The 22925-nt window shown below is 71.9% G+C and carries 16 protein-coding genes; 4 read left to right on the top strand and 12 right to left on the bottom strand.

All coding sequences use genetic code 11. The features are described from left to right. Nucleotides 1-13: 13 nt before the first annotated feature. The 5 genes from QOL88_RS26085 to QOL88_RS26065 all read right to left on the bottom strand — a co-directional run bounded on the left by QOL88_RS26085 (nt 14) and on the right by QOL88_RS26065 (nt 4091). A complete protein-coding gene (locus QOL88_RS26085) occupies nt 14-232 on the bottom strand; it encodes a hypothetical protein (RefSeq protein WP_097220183.1) in 219 nt (72 codons plus the stop codon). A 228-nt stretch (nt 233-460) separates the two neighbouring features. Further along, complete coding sequence (locus QOL88_RS26080; protein ID WP_097220181.1) at nt 461-784, bottom strand: putative WhiB-interacting protein; 324 nt, start codon at nt 782-784, stop codon at nt 461-463. Further along, entirely contained in the window at nt 781-1146 is a 366-nt protein-coding gene (locus QOL88_RS26075) for a WhiB family transcriptional regulator (protein ID WP_097220178.1), read from the bottom strand. The genes QOL88_RS26080 and QOL88_RS26075 overlap by 4 nt, the downstream gene beginning before the upstream one ends. 173 nt (nt 1147-1319) lie before the next feature. Further along, nucleotides 1320-1646, bottom strand: a complete 327-nt coding sequence (locus QOL88_RS26070; protein WP_097220175.1) for a hypothetical protein — start codon at nt 1644-1646, stop codon at nt 1320-1322. Between the two features lie 165 nt (nt 1647-1811). Beyond that, a complete protein-coding gene (locus QOL88_RS26065) occupies nt 1812-4091 on the bottom strand; it encodes an ATP-dependent DNA helicase UvrD2 (protein WP_097223189.1) in 2280 nt (759 codons plus the stop codon). Nucleotides 4092-4190: 99 nt separating this feature from the next. On the opposite strand from QOL88_RS26065, the gene QOL88_RS26060 reads away from it, so the two are divergent. Next, entirely contained in the window at nt 4191-4433 is a 243-nt protein-coding gene (locus QOL88_RS26060; protein ID WP_003992805.1) for a mycoredoxin, read from the top strand. Between the two features lie 40 nt (nt 4434-4473). Here the strand turns inward: QOL88_RS26060 and QOL88_RS26055 are convergent, their stop codons facing one another. The 6 genes from QOL88_RS26055 to QOL88_RS26030 form a co-directional block, all read right to left on the bottom strand. Continuing rightward, a complete protein-coding gene (locus QOL88_RS26055) occupies nt 4474-5091 on the bottom strand; it encodes a class I SAM-dependent methyltransferase (protein WP_097220173.1) in 618 nt (205 codons plus the stop codon). An 8-nt stretch (nt 5092-5099) separates the two neighbouring features. Next, complete coding sequence (gene nudC, locus QOL88_RS26050; RefSeq protein WP_097220171.1) at nt 5100-6044, bottom strand: NAD(+) diphosphatase; 945 nt, start codon at nt 6042-6044, stop codon at nt 5100-5102. Between the two features lie 153 nt (nt 6045-6197). After that, entirely contained in the window at nt 6198-7601 is a 1404-nt protein-coding gene (locus QOL88_RS26045) for a dipeptidase (RefSeq protein ID WP_097223188.1), read from the bottom strand. A 10-nt stretch (nt 7602-7611) separates the two neighbouring features. Continuing rightward, on the bottom strand, nt 7612-11229 hold the full coding sequence (locus QOL88_RS26040) for an ATP-dependent DNA helicase (RefSeq protein WP_097220169.1): 3618 nt from the start codon (nt 11227-11229) through the stop codon (nt 7612-7614). Nucleotides 11230-11395: 166 nt separating this feature from the next. Further along, a complete protein-coding gene (locus QOL88_RS26035; RefSeq protein WP_097220167.1) occupies nt 11396-14830 on the bottom strand; it encodes an ATP-dependent helicase in 3435 nt (1144 codons plus the stop codon). 266 nt (nt 14831-15096) lie between these two features. Then, nucleotides 15097-15495 (bottom strand): MGMT family protein, encoded by a 399-nt coding sequence (locus QOL88_RS26030; protein WP_373559306.1) that lies wholly within the window; start codon nt 15493-15495, stop codon nt 15097-15099. Nucleotides 15496-15672: 177 nt separating this feature from the next. Between QOL88_RS26030 and QOL88_RS26025 the strand changes: the two genes are divergently transcribed. The 3 genes from QOL88_RS26025 to QOL88_RS26015 all read left to right on the top strand — a co-directional run bounded on the left by QOL88_RS26025 (nt 15673) and on the right by QOL88_RS26015 (nt 21647). Next, entirely contained in the window at nt 15673-18402 is a 2730-nt protein-coding gene (locus QOL88_RS26025) for a lysylphosphatidylglycerol synthase domain-containing protein (protein WP_097220162.1), read from the top strand. A 95-nt stretch (nt 18403-18497) separates the two neighbouring features. Further along, nucleotides 18498-20042: an alpha/beta hydrolase gene (locus QOL88_RS26020; RefSeq protein ID WP_097220160.1), complete on the top strand. Its 1545-nt coding sequence runs from the start codon at nt 18498-18500 to the stop codon at nt 20040-20042. A gap of 135 nt (nt 20043-20177) precedes the next feature. Then, nucleotides 20178-21647: an alpha/beta hydrolase gene (locus QOL88_RS26015; RefSeq protein ID WP_097220157.1), complete on the top strand. Its 1470-nt coding sequence runs from the start codon at nt 20178-20180 to the stop codon at nt 21645-21647. A 98-nt stretch (nt 21648-21745) separates the two neighbouring features. Here the strand turns inward: QOL88_RS26015 and moeZ are convergent, their stop codons facing one another. After that, nucleotides 21746-22924, bottom strand: coding sequence for an adenylyltransferase/sulfurtransferase MoeZ (moeZ, locus tag QOL88_RS26010; protein WP_031112256.1), 1179 nt, complete (start codon nt 22922-22924; stop codon nt 21746-21748). Nucleotide 22925: the final 1 nt, after the last annotated feature.

Genomic DNA, 22925 nt, shown 5'->3' with positions numbered 1-22925 from the left:
CGGGCCGGGCGCGTCACCACCAGTCCGAGTCCAGGCGCCCCTCGATGGACCTGAGGTTTTCCCTGGAGCAGGTCTCGCAGTAGTGGCGGCGGGCGCCGTCCTCCACGGAGTAGGTCCAGGTGAGCGGCGGACCGTCGGTCAGGAGCTCGGCGGAGGTGCCGCAGCGGGCACAGACAACGCGCCGCGGCTGCGCGGCGGAGCCGTCGTCACTGCCTCCTGAGGGACTCGTCACCTGGCGACGATAACTCCGCACCGGGCGACACGGTGGAACAACGCCCCCCGGGGGCGCCGCCCCGGCGCGAAGGCGACGACGCCTCGGGCTCGGTGGACGCCGCGCACCCTCCTGTACAACGCACCACGGGGGTCGGTCCGTTCGGTACGGACCGGCCCCCGTGGTGAGAGTTCGGCGGAGGCAGCCCGGGCTCATGGGCCGGGCTGTCCCCTCGTCAGGTGCGGCGGGTTACTGCATGACCGCCATGGCGAGCGCCCGGCGGGCACGCAGCGAAGCGCGCTCCGCCCTGCGCTGCATCCGGCGGGCGGCCATCAGGCGCACGGCCTGTCGATCCCGCTCCGCCTCCTGCAGTCGCTCGCGCATATGCGCGCGAGCCATGGCTTCTGGGATGAGTTGCATCTCTCGGGTCCTGTTCTGACGCGAGTCCTTCGCGCCGCTGATGGTGAAGTCTTGGTTCGCGGAGCCTGCGGGCTCGTAAGTGGACGGCTTCATCGGGGCCTGCTTCTGGGGGTCGTGCGTGAGGGGGCGATCGATCGTTCCTGTGGTGTTCATGCCGTGACCGGGTTCTTGCGCGGGCGGCCACGCGGCCGCTTCCGGGCGACGACGACACCCTGGACGAACAGCTCGCCACCCCAGACGCCCCAGGGCTCACGCCGCTCCTTGGCGCCGGCGAGGCAGGCCTCCACCAGCGGGCAGGTACGGCAGAGGGACTTGGCGTACTCGACGTCCGCGGGCGACTCCGCGAAGAAGACCTCCGGGTCGTAGGAACGGCACGGGACGGGTACGCCGAGGTTCTCGATGGCGTCGTCGAGCGCGGTGAGCGCCGTGAGCGGGGTCAAGGTGGGGTCCTCCGTGGAGCCGGGCTTGGGGATCGTGGAAGGCGGTACGGACGGGGCGTGCGCTTCGAGTTGCACGGTTCGTCTTCCTCGTCTGTTCGTTCCGGCCTGTTGGCCGGGGGGTGGTGGTACCGGGTTCTTTTCTTGTCCCGAGGCTCCTTCGCTCCGTCATCCCTGTTCAGGGACAAACAGAAGGGCCGCGGATCCCGGATGGGGTTCCGCGGCCCTGAAGGCGCCGGCCTGATCTGCGATCAGGCTGGATCACTCCAGGGTTCTGGCCCACGGAAGGCCCACATCTGGTGGTGCTGCGTCGTCTGCTTCCGGAATCCGGCACCGGTTGCCGTAAAGGCATAGGCCTGTGCCTGTGCCTCTACTGCCGCTTCCAGTGCCTTGGTCGGTCGCTCATTGCGCTCGCGGACGGGAAGGCCCGCGGGAGCAACGGAGGAGGACGCCGGACGGATGGCACGAATGCCGGACAGACCGGTGCCCAGGTTCGAAACGCCGAGCATGCACGCGGAGACGGCCGAGCGATCGGTCATTTTCACGATGCTGACGGAGCTGGTGTTGATGCTGATCACTGGACTCGCCTCCTCTCGGCGTCTCGGGGGGACTGGACGAACCAGTCCTGCGGATATGCAAGTACAACACGGAATCAGCGCCTCCGAGAAGGCCGCTGCTCTCGTGCCTAAGAACCTATGGGGATTGCTGGGGCATGCGCAAACTATTTTTTCGACGAGTTCGTGTCAGTCCTGATCTGTGCTCTCGGCGAGTGACTGGCCTGCGCAGATGGCCAGTACGTCGGCCCCGTAGCGGGTGAGCTTGCGCATCCCGACGCCCGGGATGCGGGCGAGCTCGCGCTCGTCGTCGGGGGCGGACTCGGCGATCGCCATCAGGGTGCGGTCCGTGAACACGCAGAAGGCGGGCTGGCCGCTGCTGCGTGCCTGGTCGGCGCGCCACTCGCGCAGCCGCTCGTAGAGGCCCTCGTTCATGTCGGAGGGGCAGTCGTCGCAGCGCATCAGCTTCATCTCGCCCGGGTCGGTCAGCGTGCGGCCGCAGACTCGGCAGCGGGCGGGAACTCGCTGGGCCCGTCTCGGGGCGGACTCCCTGGTTCCGGGGATTCCGCGCTCGATTCCGCCCGCTCCGCCCGCGCTGGTGCGGCCCGTGGTGGGCGTCGAGCCGGGGCGCAGTCCGTCGAGGAAGCGGCTGGGGCGGCGGTTGGGGCGGCCCCCGGGTGAGCGGGCCAGCGCCCAGGAGACGCGGAGATGTTCGCGCGCGCGGGTCACACCGACATAGAGGAGGCGGCGCTCCTCCTCGATCTGTTCATCGGTCTTCGCGTAGGTGATCGGCATCATGCCCTCGGCCACGCCGACCAGGAAGACGACGTCCCACTCCAGGCCCTTGGCCGAGTGCAGGGAGGCGAGAGTGACGCCCTGCACGGTGGGGGCGTGCTGGGCGTTCGCCCGTTCGTCGAGTTCGGCGACGAGGTCGGCCAGAGTGGCGCCCGATTTGGCGGCGGCGAAGTCCTGGGCGAGGTTCACCAGGGCGGCCAGGGACTCCCAGCGCTCTCGCACGGCGCCGGAGCCGGCCGGCGGTTGCGTCGTCCAGCCCTCTCCCGACAGCACGGCACGCACCTGGGAGGGGAGGTCGACGACGTCGTCGAGGAGGGAGTCGTTACCGCCGAAGCGAGCCGCGCCGCGCAGGGCGATGCCTGCCTTGCGCACCTCCGGGCGGTCGAAGAACCGCTCGGCGCCGCGCAGCTGGTAGGGCACTCCGGCGTCGGCCAGGGCCTGCTCGTACGTCTCGGACTGCGCGTTCGTACGGAAGAGGATCGCGATCTCGGAGGCCGGGACCCCCGAGTCGATGAGCTCGCGGATCCGGCGGGCCGCGCCTTCCGCCTCGGCGGGCTCGTCGGTGTACTCGGCGTAGACGGGCTCGGGCCCCGCCGGGCGCTGGGAGACGAGCTCCAGGCGGTGGTCGGCGGCCCGGCCCCGGGCCTGGGCGAGCAGGCCGTTGGCCAGGTGGACGACCTGGGGGGTGGAGCGGTAGTCGCGGACCAGTTTGACGACCGTGGCACCGGGGTGGCGGGTGCGGAAGTCGAGCAGATGGTCCGGGGTCGCCCCCGTGAAGGAGTAGATCGTCTGGCTGGCGTCCCCGACCACGCACAGGCTGTCGCGCTCGCCCAGCCACAGTTCGAGCAGGCGCTGCTGGAGAGGGCTGACGTCCTGGTACTCGTCGACCACGAAGTGCTGGTACTGGGCGCGAATCTGCCCGGCGATGTCGTGCCGGTCCTGCAGGACGGCCACGGTCAGCAGCAGCACGTCCTCGAAGTCGATGACGGACCGCTCGCGCTTGACGTTCTCGTAGGCGGCGTAGAGCTGGGCGATCTCGGCGGGGTCGCGGGGCGACTCGCGGCCGGCCTTGGCTGCGGCGGGCGCGTAGTCGGCGGGGACGGTCTGGGTGACCTTGGACCATTCGATCTCGGCGGTGACGTCCCGCAGCTCGCCCCGGTCGAGACGGATCCGGCAGGCGGCGGCCGCGTCGGCGACGAGCTGGATCTTGCGGTCGACGAGCCGGGGCATGGAGCCGCCGATCGCTTTCGGCCAGAAGTACTGGAGCTGACGCAGGGCGGCCGAGTGGAACGTTCGGGCCTGGACGCCCGCGGCGCCGAGCTGGCGCAGCCGGCCGCGCATCTCTCCGGCTGCGCGGTTGGTGAAGGTGACGGCGAGGACGCTGGAGGGGTGCAGGATGCCGGCGCGCACTCCGTAGGCGATGCGGTGGGTGATCGCCCGGGTCTTGCCCGTGCCCGCGCCCGCCAGGACGCACACCGGACCGTGCAGGGCCGTCGCCACCTCGCGCTGCTCGGGGTCGAGCCCTTCGAGCACCGCGTCGGCGGAGTCCGGTACCTGTGGGAACAGGGAGGAGTGCGTTGCTGCTGTCACACGGCCATGCTGCCAGGTCGCGCGAGACGGCCGCGCAGGTTGTCCACAGGCGGGCACTGATAGTCGTACCAATGCGGCAGGCATCACGTCGGGGCGGACCCGGGGCACGGGAATGGTGGACCTTTCACATACGTTCTGTCACTGCGACCACCCGCCCCGAGCCAACGAAGGAGCACGAGACACATGCTGGGCACTGTGACGATGTACAGCACCACGTGGTGCGGCTACTGCCGCCGGCTGAAGAGCCAGATGGACCGCGAGGGCATCGCGTACACCGAGATCAACATCGAGCAGGACCCGGAGTCCGCCGCGTTCGTGGAGAAGGCGAATGGCGGAAACCAGACGGTGCCCACCGTCCTGTTCCCGGACGGCTCGACGCTCACGAACCCGTCGCTGGCGCAGGTGAAGCAGAAGATCGGCGCCTAGGGCCGCGTGCTCGTGCGGGGAAGGCGGCTCCTGAGGCAGCTCAGGGGCCGCCTTCTCGTGGTCGGTCCCACACCATGACGTAGCGCCACAGCAGCGTGCGGCGGACGGTGCAGCCGGGCAGGAGTCGGTGGAGCAGCCGCCGGATCTCCGCCCAGGACATGTGCACGTCTTCCATGGGCATGCCGGCGGGGCCGTGCTTGCCGCCGTTCCGACGGGCGTGCAGCAGGCTCGCGGGCACGCCGCACGCGCTGATGAGCCAGTCCAGGGGCGTCCGGTTGGCGGCCATGCCGACGATCACCAGACGACCGCCGGGTGCGGTGAGCCGGGCGAGGCGGGTGACCGCCTCCGCGAACGGCGCGTGGTGCACCACGGCGACCGCACTGACGAAGTCGAACGCACTCTCCGGCAGCGCCCCGTCGGCGAGGTAGTCGGCCTCCAGGTAGGTGACGTTGCCGGGCACGCGCGCGTGCCCGCGAGCACGTTCGATCATCTGCGCGGAGCGGTCGACGCCCGTGACCGATGCCGACCGTTCCGCCAGCTTGCGGGCGAGCAGCCCGTCGCCGCAGCCCACGTCCAGGGCCGTGCGGCAGCCGTCCGGGACGGCTGCCAGCACGGCCGGATGGTGATGGACGTTGTGGTTCCAGTACGGGTCGGTCACCGGCGGCGTCAGGCGAAGTTCCGCGTCGGGAGCGGCTTGCCGTACCAGAGCTCGATCAGGCGGGCCGCGATCGAGATGCCGTAGGGCGGGAGCACCTCGCCGGACTCGAAGGCGGCGTGCAGCTCCTCGCGGGAGAACCAGCGGGCCTCGTGGATCTCGTCGCCGTCGACCTCGATCTCGGTCGAGGTGGCGCGGGCCATGAAGCCCAGCATGAGGCTGGACGGGAAGGGCCAGGGCTGACTGGCGACGTACTCGACCTGGCCGACGCTGATGCCGACCTCCTCGAGGACCTCACGGCGCACCGACTGCTCGATCGACTCACCGGGCTCGACGAAGCCGGCCAGCGTCGAGAAGCGGCCCTCGGGCCAGTGGACCTGGCGGCCGAGCAGGACGCGGTCGTCCTCGTCGGTCACGGCCATGATCACGGCGGGGTCCGTGCGCGGGTAGTGCTCCGCGCCGCAGGCCGGGCAGCGGCGGATGTGGCCGGCGGCGGCGATGACGGTGCGCTCACCGCAACGCGAGCAGAAGCGATGCGTGCGCTGCCAGTTCTCCAGGCCCACCGCGTGCACCATCAGGCCCACGTCGCGGGCCGACAGCAGCGCGCCCGCCTCGCGCAGACCCGCCGGGCGCGCGGACTGGTCCATGCGCCCGGGCAGGGAGTCCTTCTGCAGGGCGAAGTAGCTGACGCCGTCCTCGTCGTTGCCGAGGAAGTAGCGGTGTGCCTCGGTGAGAGGGGCCTCGAAGGACGGGGTCATGACGAGTTCGGTGCGCCCGTCCGCCGTCTCGTCGATGAGGACCTGTCCGCCGGAGACGACGAAGCAGCGCGTCGTCGGGTGGCTCCACGCCGCCGCGAGCCAGGCCTCGTCGAGCCGGTGGTGAGCGGCCCGGTCGATGCCGCTCGGGGCGGTGAGCGAGATGGGGCGGTCGGCGTTGGGGTCGGTCCAGGTGGTCACGGGTGCTTCCAACTCCCCGGTGGAACGGTCGGGTTCGGCGTGCGGTTCAGTGGGACGTACGGCGGGAGGCGACCGGGTCCGGCGGGCTCGGGGTGCGGGGCGGCGCCTCCAGTGTGCCCCGCGCCTGTGCCCGGCCCGGACGGAACGGTGGGCTCAGGGTGCATGGCGCCAGTTCTCGGCGAGGTCACCCCACAGGTACGCGGTGGCCTCGACGCCCTTGAGGAGGAGGTCGAGTTCGACTTTCTCGTTCGGAGCGTGCCAGCCGTCCGAGGGGACGGAGATTCCCAGGAACAGCACCGGGGCACCGAGGACGTCCTGGAGGTCCGCCGCAGGTCCGGAGCCGCCCTCGCGCGTGAAGCGGACCGGCTTCTCGAAGGCCCGGCCCATGGCGCGGGTGACCGACTCCAGAGCCGGGTGGTCCAGCGGCGTCAGGCACGGGCGCGTGGCCCCGCTGAACGTGATGTCGCAGCGGATCCCCGGCGGCACCTGCTGCTGGGCCCAGTCGCGGACGGCCTTCTCCACATGGCCGGGGTCCTGGCCCGCCACCAGGCGGAAGGACAGCTTCACCAGGGCGGAGGCGGGGATGATCGTCTTGCTGCCGGGGCCCTGGTAGCCGCCGCCGATGCCGTTGACCTCCGCGGTGGGGCGGGCCCAGATCCGCTCCAGGGTGGTGTAGCCGGCCTCCCCCTGGGCGGCGTACGACTTGGCCGTGCGCAGCCACTGCTGCTCGTCGAAGGGCAGTTCGGCGAGGAGTTCGCGCTCGCGGTCGGTGAGTTCGACCACGCCGTCGTAGAAGCCGGGGATCGCCACGCGTGCGTGCTCGTCGTGCAGGGCGGCGACCAGGCGGGCGGCGGCCGTCGCCGGGTTGGGCACCGCGCCGCCGAAGGATCCGGAGTGGATGTCCTGGCCGGGGCCGTGCAGGCGTATCTCGCACTCGGCGAGGCCGCGCATGCCGGTGCAGACCGTCGGGGTGTCCTCGGACCACATGCCGGTGTCGGAGACGATCACGGTGTCGGCGGCGAGCCGCTCGGCGTGCTGCTCGACCAGGGCCCGGAAGTGCGGGGAGCCGGACTCCTCCTCGCCCTCGACGATCAGTTTGAGGTGCACGGCCGGGGTGCTGCGGCCGGTGGCGGCGAGGTGGGCGCGGACGCCGAGGGTGTGGAAGAACACCTGACCCTTGTCGTCGGCCGCCCCGCGCGCGTAGAGGCGGTTCCCGCGCACGACCGGCTCGAAGGGCTCGCTGTCCCAGCCGTCCTCCCGGGCGGCGGGCTGCACGTCGTGGTGGCCGTAGACCAGGACCGTGGGCGCCTGCGGGTCGTCACAGGGCCATTCGGCGAAGACGGCGGGCGCACCCGGGGTCTGCCAGACCTCGGCCGTCGGGAAGCCGGTCTCCTTCAGCTTGGCGGCGAGCCAGTCGGCGCTGCGTCGTACGTCGGGCGCGTGGTCCGGCTGGGCGGACACCGACGGGATGCGCAGCCACTCGGCGAGGTCGTCGAGGAAGGCGGCGCGGTGCTGCTGGATGTACGTACGGACGACGCTGTCCGGGGTCTGGCTCATGGTCACGAGCCTATCGGCCCGCACCGACGTCCTCGGAGTGCGGTTCCTCACCGGGCGGCTCCTCGCTCAGCAGCCGCTCCAGTGCGGCGCGGTCCGGCAGGCCGTCGGGGCGGACGATCTCGCCGCTGCGTACGTACAGGAACGCGGCCGTGACGGACTCCGGGGGAACGCCCTGCTGCTCGGCCCACGCGATGCGGTAGACGGCGAGCTGGAGGGGGTCCGCGGTGCGTGCGCGGTGGGTCTTCCAGTCGACGATCTCGTAGGTCGCGCCCTCACCGTCGCCCACCTTGTAGACGGCGTCGATGCGGCCCCGTACGACGCGGCCGGCGAGGGCGAGCTGGAAGGGGGCCTCCACCCGGTAGGGCGTGCGGTGCGCGTACTCGGTCTGCTCGAAGGCCTCCTTGAGGGCCTCCAGGTCCCGTTCGTCAGAGATCTCCGCTTCGCTGCCGGGCAGTTCCTCCGGCTCCAGCATGGGCAGCGTCAGCTCTTCGAAACGGGCCTCGACCCAGGCGTGGAAGCGGGTGCCGCGGCGGGCGGCCGGCTGGGGCGGCCGGGGCATGGGGCGGGCCAGGTCCTGGGCGAGGCCGTCCGGGTCGGCGGCCAGGAGCAGCAGCTGGGAGGCCGTGAGGGACGTGGGCAGGGGGACCTCGGTGACGCTGTCGCGGGCGCGCAGGAGCTCGCCGGTGAGGGCGTCGAGGTCGCGGTCCCAGGAGGCGATGGTGCGGGCTTCCTCCGGGGTGAGGTGCGGCCTGGGGTGTCGCCGCGGGATCTGGGGTTCCGGTGGTCCCGCCTGGTGGGGGACCGTGGGGCGGTCCGCCGCCGTCTGTGCGTGCCGGTCCGCCGCCGACCGTGCGTGCCCGTCCGTCGCTGACCGTGCGTCGCCGTCCGCCGGCGGCCCCGCTGCGTCCGTGAAGGCATCTCCGTCGGGGGCGTCTTCAACGGAGGCCGATGCGTCTTTCGCGGAGGCCGACGCGTCGAGGGCGTCGTCGTGGAAGGGGTCTTCGTCGAAGTCGAACGGGTCCGGTTCGTCGTAGGGAGGCTCGTCGTCCTCGGGGGGCGGCGGCCACTCCGGGTCGTCGAGGGCGTCCGGGTCGTGCGCGGCCGCGGGATGCCCGGCCTCCTCGGACGCGAGGTCCTCCAGGTGGGCCAGGACGGTCTCGGCTGCGGCGCGGCGGCGGGCCAGGGCCGCCTCGTCCAGGGGCAGGGGCCACACCTGGTCGGCCGCCGTCTGGTGCAGGGCCGGGTTTTCCTCGTCCTCGGCGGGTTCCTCCGCCCAGGCCTCGATCTCGCCGTACCCGGCTTCGCAGTGCTCGTAGAGGGCCTGGAGGAACGCGGACGGCCCCCGGCGCTTCTTCTGAGTGGGCCCCCACCAGTGGCCGGAGCCCAGGAGGAGGGAGCGGGGGCGGGTGAAGGTGACGTAGCCGAGGCGGAGTTCCTCGGTGTGCTGGTGGTCCTTCATGGCCTCGTGGAAGGCCTTCAGGCCCTTGGCGTCCCAGGACGTCACGTCGGGCAGGGTGTCGGCGTCGCCGCGCAGCTCGTGCGGCAGGACCTTGCCCTGGGAGGTCCACTTCTCGCGGCCCTGGCTGCTGGGGAAGGTGCCGGTGACCAGGCCGGGGACGACCACGACGTCCCACTCCAGGCCCTTGGACTTGTGGGCGGTGAGCACCTTGACGGTGTTCTCGCCGCCGGGGAGGGCGTTGTCGAGGCCCTTCTCGTACTGGGCCGCGGTGCGCAGGAAGCCGAGGAAGGCGAGCAGGGACGCCTCGTTGTCGCCGGCGGCGAAGGATGCGGCGACGTCCAGGAAGTTGGACAGGGTCTCGCGGCGGCGGGCGGCCAGGGCGTGCGGGGACGCCGACAGCTCCACTTCCAGGCCGGTGACGGCGAGGACGCGGTGCAGGACGTCCATCAGCGGGTCGGCCAGGGAGCGGCGCAGCTCGCGCAGTTCGGTGGCCAGCCGGGCGAAGCGCACGCGCGCGTCGGGCGAGAACGGCAGTCCGTCGTCGTCCCCGCGGCCGTCCAGTGGTGTTTCCAGGAACGTGTCGAGGGCGTCCGCGAGGGAGATCACCTCGGACGGGTCGACCCCTTCGACGGCTTCGGCGAGGCGGCGGTCCTGGTCGTCGTCGTCCGCCACGCGCGCGTGGGCCACGAGGAGCCGGGCGCGCCTCCCCAGGAGGGCGAGGTCGCGCGGGCCGATGCGCCAGCGCGGGCCGGTGAGCAGGCGCACCAGGGCGGCGTTGGCGCCGGGGTCCTGGAGGACCTCGCAGACAGCGACGAGGTCGGCGATCTCGGGCAGGTGCAGCAGCCCGGACAGGCCGACGACCTCGACCGGGATGTCCCGGGCGACCAGGGCGCCCTGGATCTCGGCGAAGTCGGTCGCGGTGCGGCACAGGACGGCGATCTCACCGGGCGCGGTTCCGGTCCGGACGAGGTGGGCCACGGAGTCGGCGGCCCAGTCGATCTCCTCGGCGTGGGTGGGCAGCAGAGCGCAGCGGACCATGCCGTCGCGTTCGGCGCCGGGGGCCGGGCGGAGAGCCTCCACGCCCGCGTGGAGGGCGCGCAGGGGCTCCGCCAGACCGTTGGCGAGGTCGAGGAGGCGGCCGCCGCTGCGGCGGTTCTCGCTGAGGGCCTGGCGGGTCGCGGGCCGGCCGTCGGCGTGGGCGAAGTGCTCGGGGAAGTCGTCGAGGTTGGCGACGGAGGCGCCGCGCCAGCCGTAGATCGCCTGGCAGGGGTCGCCGACGGCGGTGACGGGGTGGCCGGTGCCCTCGCCGAACAGGCCGGCCAGGAGGACGCGTTGGGCGACCGACGTGTCCTGGTACTCGTCGAGCAGGACCACGCGGAACTCGTCGCGCAGGACCTGGCCCACTTCGGGGGTCCCGGCGAGCCGGGCCGACAGGGCGATCTGGTCGCCGAAGTCGAGCAGGTCCCGCTCGCGCTTGGCGGTCCGGTAGCGGGTGACCAACTCGGCGAGCTCGCGTCGGGCGGCCGCGGCGTCGGGGACCTTGCGCAGGTCGGCGTTGCTGAGCTTGGCGCCTCGCAGGGTCAGCAGCAGTTCGGCGTCGTAGGCGCGCAGTGCCTCCGGGCGCACGAGGTGCTCGGCGAGTTCGGAGTCGAGGGCGAGGAGGTCGCCGACGAGGTCCGGGAAGGAACGGGTCAGGGCCGGGTAGGGCCCGGGGGCCTCGCGCAGGACACGCGCGGCGAGCTGGAAGCGGGTGGCGTCGGCGAGCAGCCGGGACGTCGGCTCGAGACCGATGCGCAGGCCGTGGTCGGTCAGCAGACGGCCCGCGAACGCGTGGTACGTGGAGATCACCGGCTCGCCCGGCGGGTTGTCCGGGTCGATGGCGTCCGGGTCGGTGACGCCGGCCTTGACCAGCGCCTTGCGGACGCGCTCGGCGAGTTCGGCGGCGGCCTTGTTGGTGAAGGTGAGGCCGAGCACCTGCTCGGGGGCGACCTGGCCGGTGCCGACCAGCCACACCACGCGTGCCGCCATCACCGTCGTCTTGCCCGAGCCGGCTCCGGCCACGATCACCTGCGGGGCGGGCGGCGCGGTGATGCAGGCCGTCTGCTCCGGGGTGAACGGGATGCCGAGGAGCTCCTTGAGCTGTTCGGGATCGGAGATACGGGCGGGCACATCGAAAGGCTAGCGGCGGCCACTGACAGCGGTGGCCGGACCGGCCGCCGGAGGAAGAAGAAGCGCAGGTCAGCACGCGTGGTGCGATAGCTCACTCCACGACCGCTGACTCCAAGAGTGCTGACTCCAGGACTGCTGACGCCACGACCGCTGACTCCAGGACTTCTCACTCCACGACATGACGCCCCTCCTGCCGCGCGCTGCACGAGGCTCGGAACGCGCAGTGCGTACAGTGCTGCCCGGCGGTCGGCGTGAACCTCTCGTCGAGGACCTTGCCGGCGGCGGTGGCGAGCAGGTCGCCGACCCACTCCCCCTCCAGCGGCTCCTGGGCCTGCACCTTGGGCAGGCTCTCGCCGCCGTCGCGCTTGACCGCCCCTTGCCGGAGGTGGACGAGTTCGGCGCCGCCCGGCTCGGGGCGTACGCCGTCGAAGGCCTCGTCGACGGCGCCCTCGCGGACGGCCAGCTGGTAGACGGCGAGCTGTGGGTGGCGCTCCACCTCCTTGGAACTGGGCGCCTGCTTGCCGGTCTTGAAGTCGACCACGTAGGCGCGGCCGTCGCCGTCCGCCTCGACCCGGTCCATCTGGCCGCGGATGCGCACCTGGTAGTCGCCCGCTTCGAGGGTGACGTCGAAGTCGTGCTCGCTGGCCACCGGGGTCCGCCCGGTGCGGTTCGTCACGTGCCACTGCAGGAACCGTTCGAGCGCCACGCGCGCGTTGTCCTTCTCCTGGGCCGACTTCCACGGCGCGTCGAAGGCCAGCGCGTTCCACACGGAGTCGAGGCGTTCCATGAGGACGGTGAGGTCGGCCGGGGTGTGCCCGGAGGCGACCTCGTCGGCGAGGACGTGCACCACGTTGCCGAAGCCCTGGGCGACGGTCGCGGGCGCGTCGGCCTTCACCTCACGGCCGAGGAACCACTGGAGGGCGCAGGTGTTCGCCAGTTGGTCGAGGGCGCTGCCGGAGAGCACCACGGGCTGGTCGCGGTCGCGCAGCGGCACCTTGGACTCGGTCGGCTCGAACATGCCCCACCAGCGGTAGGGGTGGGCGGACGGCACCAGGGGACGGCCGTCCTCGTCGGCGAGGGCGGCGAGCCGGGCCAGGCGGCGGGCGGCGGCCTCCCGGAGGGCGTCGGAGACGCGCGGGTCGACCGTGGTGGCGCGCAGTTCGGCGACGAGCGCGGCGACGGACAGCGGTCGGCGGGGGCGTCCGGTGACGTCCTTGGGTTCGACGCCGAGTTCGGTCAGGAAGCGCGAGGGCTGGTCGCCGTCGTCCGCGGGGGCCTTGACCGCGGTGACGACGAGACGTTCACGCGCGCGTGTGGCGGCCACGTAGAAGAGGCGGCGCTCCTCGGCGAGCAGCGCGCCCGGGGTGAGGGGTTCGGCGAGTCCGTCGCGGCCGATGCGGTCGGCCTCCAGGAGGGAGCCGCGGCGGCGCAGGTCCGGCCACAGACCCTCCTGGACGCCCGCGACGACCACGAGGCGCCACTCCAGTCCCTTGGAGCGGTGCGCGGTCATCAGGCGGACGGCGGCGGGGCGTACGGCTCGCCTGGTGAGGGTGTCGGCGGCGATGTCCTCGGCGTCGATCTCCGCCAGGAAGTTCAGGGTGCCCCGGCCTCCGGTGCGTTCCTCGGCGCGGGCGGCGGTGGCGAACAGGGCGCAGACGGCGTCCAGGTCGCGGTCCGCGTTGCGCCCGGCGGCGCCGCCCCGGCGGGCTGCCCGCTCCAGGCGCGTGGGCCATGGAGTGCCTTCCCACAGGTCCCACAGCGCTTCCTCGGCCGTGCCGCCGCCGGCGAGGCGTTCGCGGGCCTTGTGCAGCAGCGCGCCGAGGCGCTGGGCGCCACGCGCGTACGTGGGGTCGTGAACGGCGAGGCGCTCCGGCTCGGCGAGCGCCTGGGCGAGCAGCACGTCGGAGGGCGGTGGCAGCGGGTTGCCGGCGGCCCTCTCCTCGTCGCGCAGGGCGCGGCCGAGGCGGCGCAGGTCGGCGGCGTCCATGCTCGCGAGGGGCGAGGTCAGGAGGGTGAGGGCGGTTTCGGTGTCGAGCCAGCAGGTGTCCTGCGGCGCGGCGGGAACGTCCTCGGAGGAGGGCCCTGTGGCCTCGGACTCCCCAGATCGAACGTCCCCGAAAGCGGGCTCCCCGGCCTCTAGCTCCCTAGGCCGAACGCTCCCGGAGGCGGACTCCCCGGCGTCGGACTCCCGCGGCTCGGGAGATCCCGCCTCCGCCACCGCCACCGCCCGCAGTGCCGTCAGCAGCGGCGCCACCGCCGGTTCGTGCCGCAGTGGCACGTCGTCACCGTCGACGTCCACGGGGACGCCCGCCGCCGTGAGGGCGCGGCGGACCGTCGGGATGGTGCGGGAGCCGGCGCGCACCAGGACGGCCATGTCGCTCCAGGGAACGCCGTCCTCCAGGTGGGCCCTGCGGAGGATGTCGGCGATGTTGTCCAGCTCCGTCCCGGACGTCGGGTAGGTGTACGCCTCGACGCGGCCGCCGTCCCGTACGGGGGCGAGTTCGCGGTGGGCGCGCACCTTCTCGGCGGGCAGGCGGGTCAGCGGCATGCGCTGGGTGAGCAGCCGGGTGGCGGCCAGCAGGCCGGCGCCGGAGCGGCGGGACGTGCGCAGCACGGAGACGGGGGCCGGGCGGCCGTCCGCGCGGGGGAAGGCGTGCGGGAAGTCCAGGATGCCGTTGACGTCGGCGCCGCGGAACGCGTAGATCGACTGGTCGGGGTCGCCGAAGGCCACGAGCGTGCGGCCACCGCCGGCCAGGGCGTCCAGCAGTCGTACCTGAGCGGGATCCGTGTCCTGGTACTCGTCGACGTAGACGGCGTCGTACCGGGCGGCGAGCCACGCCGCGACCTCGGAGCGGCGGGCGAGGAGCACCGCGCGGTGGACGAGTTCCGCGTAGTCGATCACGCCCTGCAGGTCGAGCACGTCGAGGTACTCGGCGAGGAAGGCGGCCGCGGCGCGCCAGTCGGGCCGTCCCGTGCGGCGGGCGAAGGCGTCCAGGGCATCGGGGCCGAGGCCCAGTTCACGGCTGCGGGCGAGGACCGCACGGACCTCGTCGGCGAAACCGCGGGTGGTCAGGCAGGCGCGCAGCTCATCGGGCCAGCGCACATGAGCGAGTCCGAGCCGTTCCAGATCGACCTGGCCCGCGAGCAGCTCCCGTACCGAGACGTCCTGCTCGGGACCGGACAGCAGGCGCAGCGGTTCGACGAACAGTTCGCTGTCCTGGTGGGCGCGGACCAGGGCGTAGCAGAACGAGTGGAAGGTGGTCGCCTGCGGGGCGCGGGCCGCGCCGGCCCGCCGGGCCATGCGGTCGCGCAGCTCGACGGCGGCCTTGCGGCTGAACGTGAGCACCAGGATGCGCTCGGGGTCCACGCCCCGGGCGACGCGTTCGGCCACGGACTCGACGAGCGTGGTGGTCTTGCCGGTGCCCGGACCCGCGAGGACGAGCAGCGGGCCCCGCGTGTGGTCAACCACGGAGCGCTGCGAGGCGTCCAGAAGAGGGGGGTCCACCCGAGCAGGAGGGGTACGTACCAGTCGGTAAGCGCCACGGCTCCCCCGCCGCACCCGGGGGTGCGGCAGGCCGCTGGTGAAGGAAGAGGAGCTCACGTGGTTCGCCGGTTCTGGTGGAAGTGCTGGTTGGCGGGCCACCGCGAGTGGCGGGCGGTGACCGCGGGGTGACGGGGGCACGCGCAGCAGACGCTACGCCGACGGGCGAGGCGGAAGCAGGGCTTCCCCTTCTTCCCGCCGGCCGCTCTCGGCACTCCTGGCACTCATGCCCCTCGCCTCACGAACGTACGTCATGCCCCCGGTGTGCCCCGATTCCCCCGTACGGATCACGGGTCACACGACAGGCCGTCCGATGGCGGAAGCTGTCAGGTGTGACCCTCCGCGCGATCGCCGCCGTCCCACCGCGCCCGTCTCATGTCGATGCGCGGCAGGTGGCCCTCGGCGGCGCGGCTCGCCTCCTTCAGGGGCGTGCCCTCCGCCCGGTAGTGGCCGAGCGCCCGCTGTTCGTGCCCGGGCAGCAGGACGCCGTCCGCGCGGACGACCCGCCACCAGGGAGCGGCTCCCCCGTAGAGCGCCATCACACGGCCCACCTGCCGCGGGCCCCCCTGCTCCAGCCACTCGGCGACGTCCCCGTAGGTCATGACTCGACCCGGCGGAATCAGTTCGGCGACGTCGAGGACCTGCTCGGCGTACTCCGGCAGCGCTCGCGCGGGCCCGTCCTCGTACCGGCCCCCCTCAGGGCTCTGCTCACTCATCCGCCCCATCCTGCCCCACCCCACCGACAACGGACCGGGCGTGCTCCGGAGCGTTTTCGTCACCCGGCAGGGGCACATCGGGCAGACTGTCCGCCCCCGCATGTGCACCCTGATTGCCCCGTGTGCCGGTGCGGCATGCCACCATCGTGCGGGCGGTGATCGGTGATACGAGACCAAGAAGAGACGATGAAGCAGCAGGGCGCGCACCCCGAGGACACGGAGGGCACCTCTGACGCTTCGTCGCGCCCGGGCACTGCGCACGACGGTCCGAAGGGAGCCGCGAAGAAGTCCAGGGCGGCCGCCCAGGAGCCCGACTTCGCCCACATCGACGAGGTGGAGGGCGACGAACCGCTGCTCCCCGCGCGCGTGCACCGCCCGTCCGACCTGATGCGCCTGCTGGTGGGCGTGCTCGCGGTCGCGGTCCTGATCGGGATCGCCGCTTTCGCGCACGGCACCACCTCGGGCCTCGAACAGGACATCAACAAGGGCACCGGGCAGGCACCCGACCTCCTCATCAAGATCGCGGGACTGGCCTCCAGCATCGCGATCCTGTTGGTACCGGTCGCCTTCGCCATCGAGCGGCTGATCAAGCGGGACGGGCTGCGCATCGCCGACGGCGTGCTCGCGGCGGTCCTCGCGCACGGTGTGACCCTCGCCACGGACCTGTGGGTGGCCCGCGCCGCCCCCGATTCGATCCAGGAGGCGCTCACCCAGCCCTCCCCCGGCGATATCCACGCACTGACCGATCCCGTGCACGGATATCTGGCCCCGGTCATCGCCTACATGACGGCCGTCGGCATGTCGCGCAGACCGAGATGGCGCGCGGTGCTGTGGGTCGTGCTGCTCCTCGACGCCTTCTCGATGCTCGTCACCGGGTACACGACCCCGTTCTCGATCATTCTGACCGTGCTGATCGGCTGGACCGTGGCCTACGGGACCCTGTACGCGGTCGGCTCGCCCAACGTCCGGCCCACCGGGCAGACGCTCATGGCCGGCCTGCGGACCGTCGGGTTCCGCCCGGTCAGCGCCTCACGCGAGGACACCTCGGACAACCCGGACACCGGGGACCGGGGCCGCCGTTACTTCGTCACGCTGGAGGACGGCCCGCCGCTGGACGTGACGGTGGTCGACCGGGAGCAGCAGGCCCAGGGCTTCTTCTACCGCACCTGGCGCAACCTGACCCTGCGCGGCTTCGCCACCCGCAGCAGCCTCCAGTCGCTGCGCCAGGCCCTGGAGCAGGAGGCCCTGCTGGCGTACGCGGCCATCGCGGCCGGGGCCAACGCGCCCAAGCTGATCGCCACCTCCGAGCTCGGCCCCGACGCGGTGATGCTCGTCTACGAGCACAGCGGCGGGCGCACCCTCGACTCGCTGTCGGACGACGAGATCACCGACGACCTGCTGCGCGACACCTGGCGCCAGGTGAAGGCCCTGCAGTCGCGGCGCATCGCGCATCGCAGGCTGGTGGGCGACGCGATCCTGGTGGATCGTTCCGGCAAGGTGATCCTCACCGACTTGCGCGTCGGCGAGATCGCGGCCGGCGATCTGCTGCTGCGCATGGACACCTCCCAGCTGCTGGTGACCCTCGGTCTGCGCGTCGGCGCCGAGCGCACGGTGGCCTCGGCGGTGGGGGTGCTCGGCCCCGACGCGGTGGCGGACTGTCTGCCGATGCTCCAGCCCATCGCGCTGAGCCGCTCCACGCGCGCGACGCTGCGCAGACTGGCCCGCGAACGGGCACAGCGCGAACGCGAGGCGGTCCTGGAGGCGTCCCGGCAGGCCAAGCAGGCCCGCCTGGAAGAGAACGCGGAGGACGCGCCCGTCGTCCTGGAAAAGCCCGACAAGAAGGCCGTACGGGCGGAGCAGCGGGCCGAGAAGCGGGCGATCGACGAGGCCCTGGAGGAGGCGCGCGAGGAGGACCTCCTCACGCAGATCCGGCACGCGGTGCTGCGGATCAGGCCGCAGGCGCCCGTCGAGCCGGCCCGGCTGGAGCGGGTGCGGCCGCGCACGCTGATCAGTTTCATCGCCGGCGCGATCGGCGCGTACTTCCTGCTGACGCAGCTCACGCACATCGAGTTCGGGCCGCTCATCGCCAACGCCGAGTGGGGCTGGGTCGCCGCGGCCGTACTGTTCTCGATGTGCAGCTACGTCGCGGCGGCGATGGCGCTGCTGGGGTTCGTGCCCGAGCGGGTGCCGTTCGTGCGGACCGTGGCGGCGCAGGTCGCCGGGTCGTTCGTGAAGATCGTCGCCCCGGCGGCGGTGGGCGGGGTCGCCCTGAACACGCGCTTCCTGCAGCGCGCGGGAGTGCGGCCGGGGCTCGCGGTGGCGAGTGTGGGCGCCTCGCAGTTGTTCGGGCTCGGCTGCCACATCCTGATGCTGCTGTCCTTCGGCTATCTGACCGGCACCGAGAAGACGCCGTCCCTGTCGCCCTCCCGGACGGTCATCGCCGGGCTGCTCACGGTGGCCGTACTGGTGCTCGTGGTGACGTCGGTGCCGTTCCTGCGCAAGTTCGTCGTCACGCGCGTGCGGTCGCTGTTCGCGGGTGTCGTGCCGCGCATGCTCGATGTGCTCCAGCGGCCGCAGAAGCTGGTCACCGGCATCGGCGGCATGCTGCTGCTGACCGCCTGCTTCGTCATGTGCCTGGACGCGTCGATCCGCGCGTTCGGCGACGAGTCCACGTCGATCAGCATCGCCAGCGTCGCCGTCGTCTTCCTCGCGGGCAACGCCCTGGGGTCCGCGGCGCCGACGCCGGGCGGTGTGGGCGCGGTCGAGGCGACCCTGACGGTCGGTCTGATCGCCGTCGGGCTGCCGAAGGAGGTCGCGGCGCCGGCGGTCCTGCTGTTCCGCCTGCTGACGCTGTGGCTGCCGGTGCTGCCGGGCTGGCTTGCCTTCAACCATCTCTCGCGCAAGCAGGCCCTCTGACACGACCGGGTGGGAAGCAGAGCCTCCCCTGCCCCTCCTACCTCATACGGCACGCGTCCCGCGCGCCCCGTTCGCTGCCGCCGCAGGATGGAACCATGCCATCCCTCCTCCGGCTGCGCGCCGCCGCCCTGACCGCCTCCGCCGTGCTGTTGTCCACCGTGCTGGCGGGTTGCAGCGACGACGCCAAGGCCGAGGACCTCACGCGGCAGGACTTGAGCTGGAAGGCCTGCCCGGCCCCGGACGCGGCCCAGGGCGGAGGCACCTCGCCCTCCCCCCTGCCGGACGACGGTGAGTGGCAGTGCGCGACCATGAAGGCCCCGCTCGACTGGAACGACCCGAAGGGCGACACGATCGGCCTGGAGCTGATCCGGGTCAGGACGACCGGCACGGAGAACGCCCGCATCGGCTCGCTCATCTTCAACTTCGGCGGCCCCGGCGGCTCGGGCGTCACCTCGCTGCCCGCCTTCGCGGAGGGCTACGAGAAGCTGCGCACCCGCTACGACCTGGTCAGCTTCGACCCACGCGGGGTCGGCCGCAGCGACCCCGTGCTCTGCGAGAACGACCAGCAGCTCGACGCCTACTTCCAGCAGGACGCCACCCCCGACGACGCCGCCGAGCGGACGCAGCTCGTGGACAACACCAAGGAGTTCAACAACGCCTGCGAGGACAACTCGGAGAAGGTCCTGCCGCACGTGCGCACCACCGACGCGGCCCGCGACCTGGACCTGATGCGCCAGGTCCTCGGCGACGACAAGCTGTACTACTTCGGCATCTCCTACGGCACCGAGCTGGGCGGCGTCTACGCTCATCTGTTCCCGAAGCGGGTCGGCAGAGCCCTGTTCGACGCCGTCGTCGACCCGACGCAGGACTCCGAGCAGGGGTCGCTGGGGCAGGCCAAGGGCTTCCAGCTCGCACTCGACAACTTCGCCGAGGACTGCGTGTCACAGGCCGAGGAGTGCCCGATCGGCGACAGCGCCCAGGACGTGAAGGACCGTATCGCCAGACTGCTCGACGAGCTCGACCGCACTCCGATCCAGGGGATCTTCCCGCGCCAGCTGACCCAGACCGCGGCGACCAGCGGCATCGCACAGGCGCTGTACTCGAAGGACTTCTGGGAGTACCTCACCGAGGGCCTGGAGAATGCGTACGACGGCGACGGCAGGATCCTGCTGTCGCTGGCCGACTCGATGAACGGGCGCAGCGAGAACGGCGAGTACAGCAACATCACCCCCGCCAACGTCGCCATCAACTGCGCCGACGACAAACCCCGCTACGACACGGCCTACGTCGAGCGGAAGCTGCCCGAGTTCCGGGCCGCGTCCGACCTGTTCGGCGACTACCTGGCGTGGTCCATGCTCAGCTGCACCGACTGGGCCGTGGCGGGGGCCGCCGAACACCCGGACGTCAGCGCTCCGGGCTCGGCGCCCATCCTGGTCGTCGGCAACACCGGCGACCCGGCCACGCCGTACGAGGGCGCGCGGGCCATGGTGAACGCGCTGGGCAAGGGCGTCGGCGTCGAGCTGACGTACCGGGGTCAGGGGCATGGCGCCTACGACAGCAAGAACAAGTGCGTGCAGGGGGCGGTGAACGGCTATCTGCTGGACGGGAAGGTGCCGCCGGCGGGGACCGTCTGCTCCTGACACCTGCAATGGTCCCGACGAACGCGCAGGTCAGAAGGTTATCCACAGGCTGAAACGGTCGGAGCCGGATCTGCCTACCATGGCCTGACCGCCATCCGCGGCACGGAGCGGACGGCCTGCGAGGGGGGATGGGCAATGACGCGCTTGGTTCGGTGGACCGCTCTGGCGGCCGCCTCGGTGATGCTGACCGCCGGCTGCAGCGGCGGTTCGTCCGAGGACGACAAGAGCGGGCTCTCCTGGGGCCGTTGCAAGGCCACCGCCGACGGCCCCGCGCCGAGCAGCGAATGGCAGTGCGCGACGGTGAAGGTGCCGCTGGACTGGTCGAAGCCGGATGGCGAGACGATCGGCCTGGGTCTGATCCGCGCCAAGGCCCGCGGCGACGACCGCCTCGGTTCGCTGCTGTTCAACTTCGGCGGCCCGGGCGCCTCGGGCGTGTCCATGATGCCGTCGTACGCCCCGACCGTCTCCTCGCTCCGCGAGCGGTACGACCTGGTGAGCTGGGACCCGCGCGGTGTGGGCGCCAGCGAGGGTGTGCGCTGCCGCGGCGACAAGGAGATCCAGGCCGCCGAGTCGGTGGACGTCACCCCGGACACCCCCGCCGAGGAGAAGGCGTACTTCGAGGACGCCGCCGACTTCGGCAAGGGCTGCCAGAAGGACGCCGGGAAACTGATGGCCCACGTCTCGACCGCCGACTCGGCCCGCGACATGGACCGCATCCGCGAGGTCCTCGACGACGACAGGATGAACTACTTCGGCATCTCCTACGGCACCGAACTGGGCGGCACCTATGCCCACCTCTTCCCGAAGAAGGTGGGGCGCGTGACGCTGGACGCGGTCGTCGACCCCACCGCCGACACCGTGGGCCACGCCCAGAACCAGGCCAGGGGCTTCCAGCGCGCGCTGAACGGCTACCTCAGGTCCACGGGCCAGGACCCCGAGGACGGCACGCGCAAGATCGCGGACCTGCTCCAGCGCATCGACACCCGCCCCCTGGCGACCGGGGCGCCGGGGCGGAAGCTGACCCAGACCCTCGCGGTCACCGGCATCATCCTGCCGCTGTACAGCAAGGACAGCTGGCCGACCCTGACGAGCGCCCTGAAGGCGGCGGAGGAAGGCGACGGCTCGGAGTTGCTGGTCCTCGCCGACCGCTACAACGAACGCGATCCGTCGGGGCGCTACGGCACGACGACCCACTCCCAGCGGGTCATATCGTGCCTGGACGACAGGCAGCGGCCGACGGTGGCCGAGACGAAGAAGCGGCTGCCTCAATTCGAGCGGATCTCCCCGGTCTTCGGGACCTTCCTCGGCTGGGACACGGCCGGCTGGTGCCACGACTGGCCGGTGCCCGGACAGCACGACACCCCGGAGGTGAGCGCCCCCGACGCGGCACCGGTCCTGGTCGTCGGCAACACCGGCGACCCGGCCACGCCCTACGAGGGCGCGCTGAGGATGGCCGGCGAGCTGGGCAAGGGCGTCGGGGTGCTGCTCACCTGGCGGGGCGAGGGGCATGGCGCCTACGGCAGTGGGAGCGACTGCGTGGACTCCGCGGTGGACGCGTACCTGCTGGACGGCTCGGTGCCGAAGGACGGCAAGGTCTGCTCATGACGACGGCGGGGGCTTCGCGCACTCGTGGTGCGCGAAGCCCCCGCCGGGAGGCCGGATACGGCTCAGTGGACCGGCTCGGCCCAGTACACCGGTATGGCTCAGTACACCGGCTTGGACGGCTCGATCTGGTTGACCCAGCCGATCACGCCACCGCCGACGTGCACGGCGTCCGAGAAGCCCGCGGACTTCAGGACCGCGAGGACTTCCGCACTGCGGACACCCGTCTTGCAATGCAGGACGATCTTCTTGTCCTGCGGGAGGCTCTCCAGGGCGGTGCCCATGAGGAACTCGTTCTTCGGGATCAGCCGGGCGCCCGGGATGGAGACGATCTCGTACTCGTTCGGCTCGCGGACGTCGATGATGTCGATGCTCTCGCCGTCGTCGATCCACTCCTTGAGCTGCTTGGGAGTGATCGTGGAGTCGGCGGCCGCCGCCTGGGCCTCTTCGGAGACGACGCCGCAGAAGGCCTCGTAGTCGATGAGCTCGGTGACGGTCGGGTTCTCGCCGCAGACCGCGCAGTTCGGGTCCTTGCGGACCTTGACCTGGCGGTACTGCATCTCCAGGGCGTCATAGATCATCAGCCGGCCGACCAGCGGGTCGCCGATGCCGGCGAGGAGCTTGATGGCCTCGTTGACCTGGATGGAGCCGATGGACGCGCAGAGCACGCCCAGGACGCCGCCCTCGGCGCAGGAGGGGACCATGCCGGGGGGCGGGGGCTCGGGGTAGAGGCAGCGGTAGCAGGGACCGTGCTCGGACCAGAAGACGGACGCCTGGCCGTCGAAGCGGTAGATCGAGCCCCAGACGTACGGCTTGTTCAGCAGCACGCAGGCGTCGTTGACCAGGTAGCGGGTCGCGAAGTTGTCCGTACCGTCGACGATCAGGTCGTACTGGCTGAAGATGTCCATCACGTTGTCGGCCTCGAGCCGCTCCTCGTGAAGGATCACGTTCACGTACGGGTTGATGCCCTTGACGCTGTCGCGGGCGGACTCGGCCTTCGGGCGGCCGATGTCGGCCTGGCTGTGGATGATCTGGCGCTGCAGGTTCGACTCGTCGACCTCGTCGAACTCCACGATGCCGAGGGTGCCGACGCCCGCGGCGGCCAGGTACATCAGCGCCGGCGAGCCCAGGCCGCCGGCGCCCACACACAGCACCTTGGCGTTCTTCAGCCGCTTCTGCCCGTCCATCCCCACGTCGGGGATGATCAGGTGGCGGGAGTACCTGCGGACCTCGTCTACGGTGAGCTCGGAAGCCGGCTCGACCAGGGGTGGCAGCGACACG

The sequence above is a fragment of the Streptomyces sp. Ag82_O1-12 genome (genome assembly GCF_900182715.1).
GTDB lineage: Bacteria > Actinomycetota > Actinomycetes > Streptomycetales > Streptomycetaceae > Streptomyces > Streptomyces massasporeus.
Note: the sequence above shows the minus strand (reverse complement) of the source record. Positions and strands in the feature narration are given on the sequence as shown.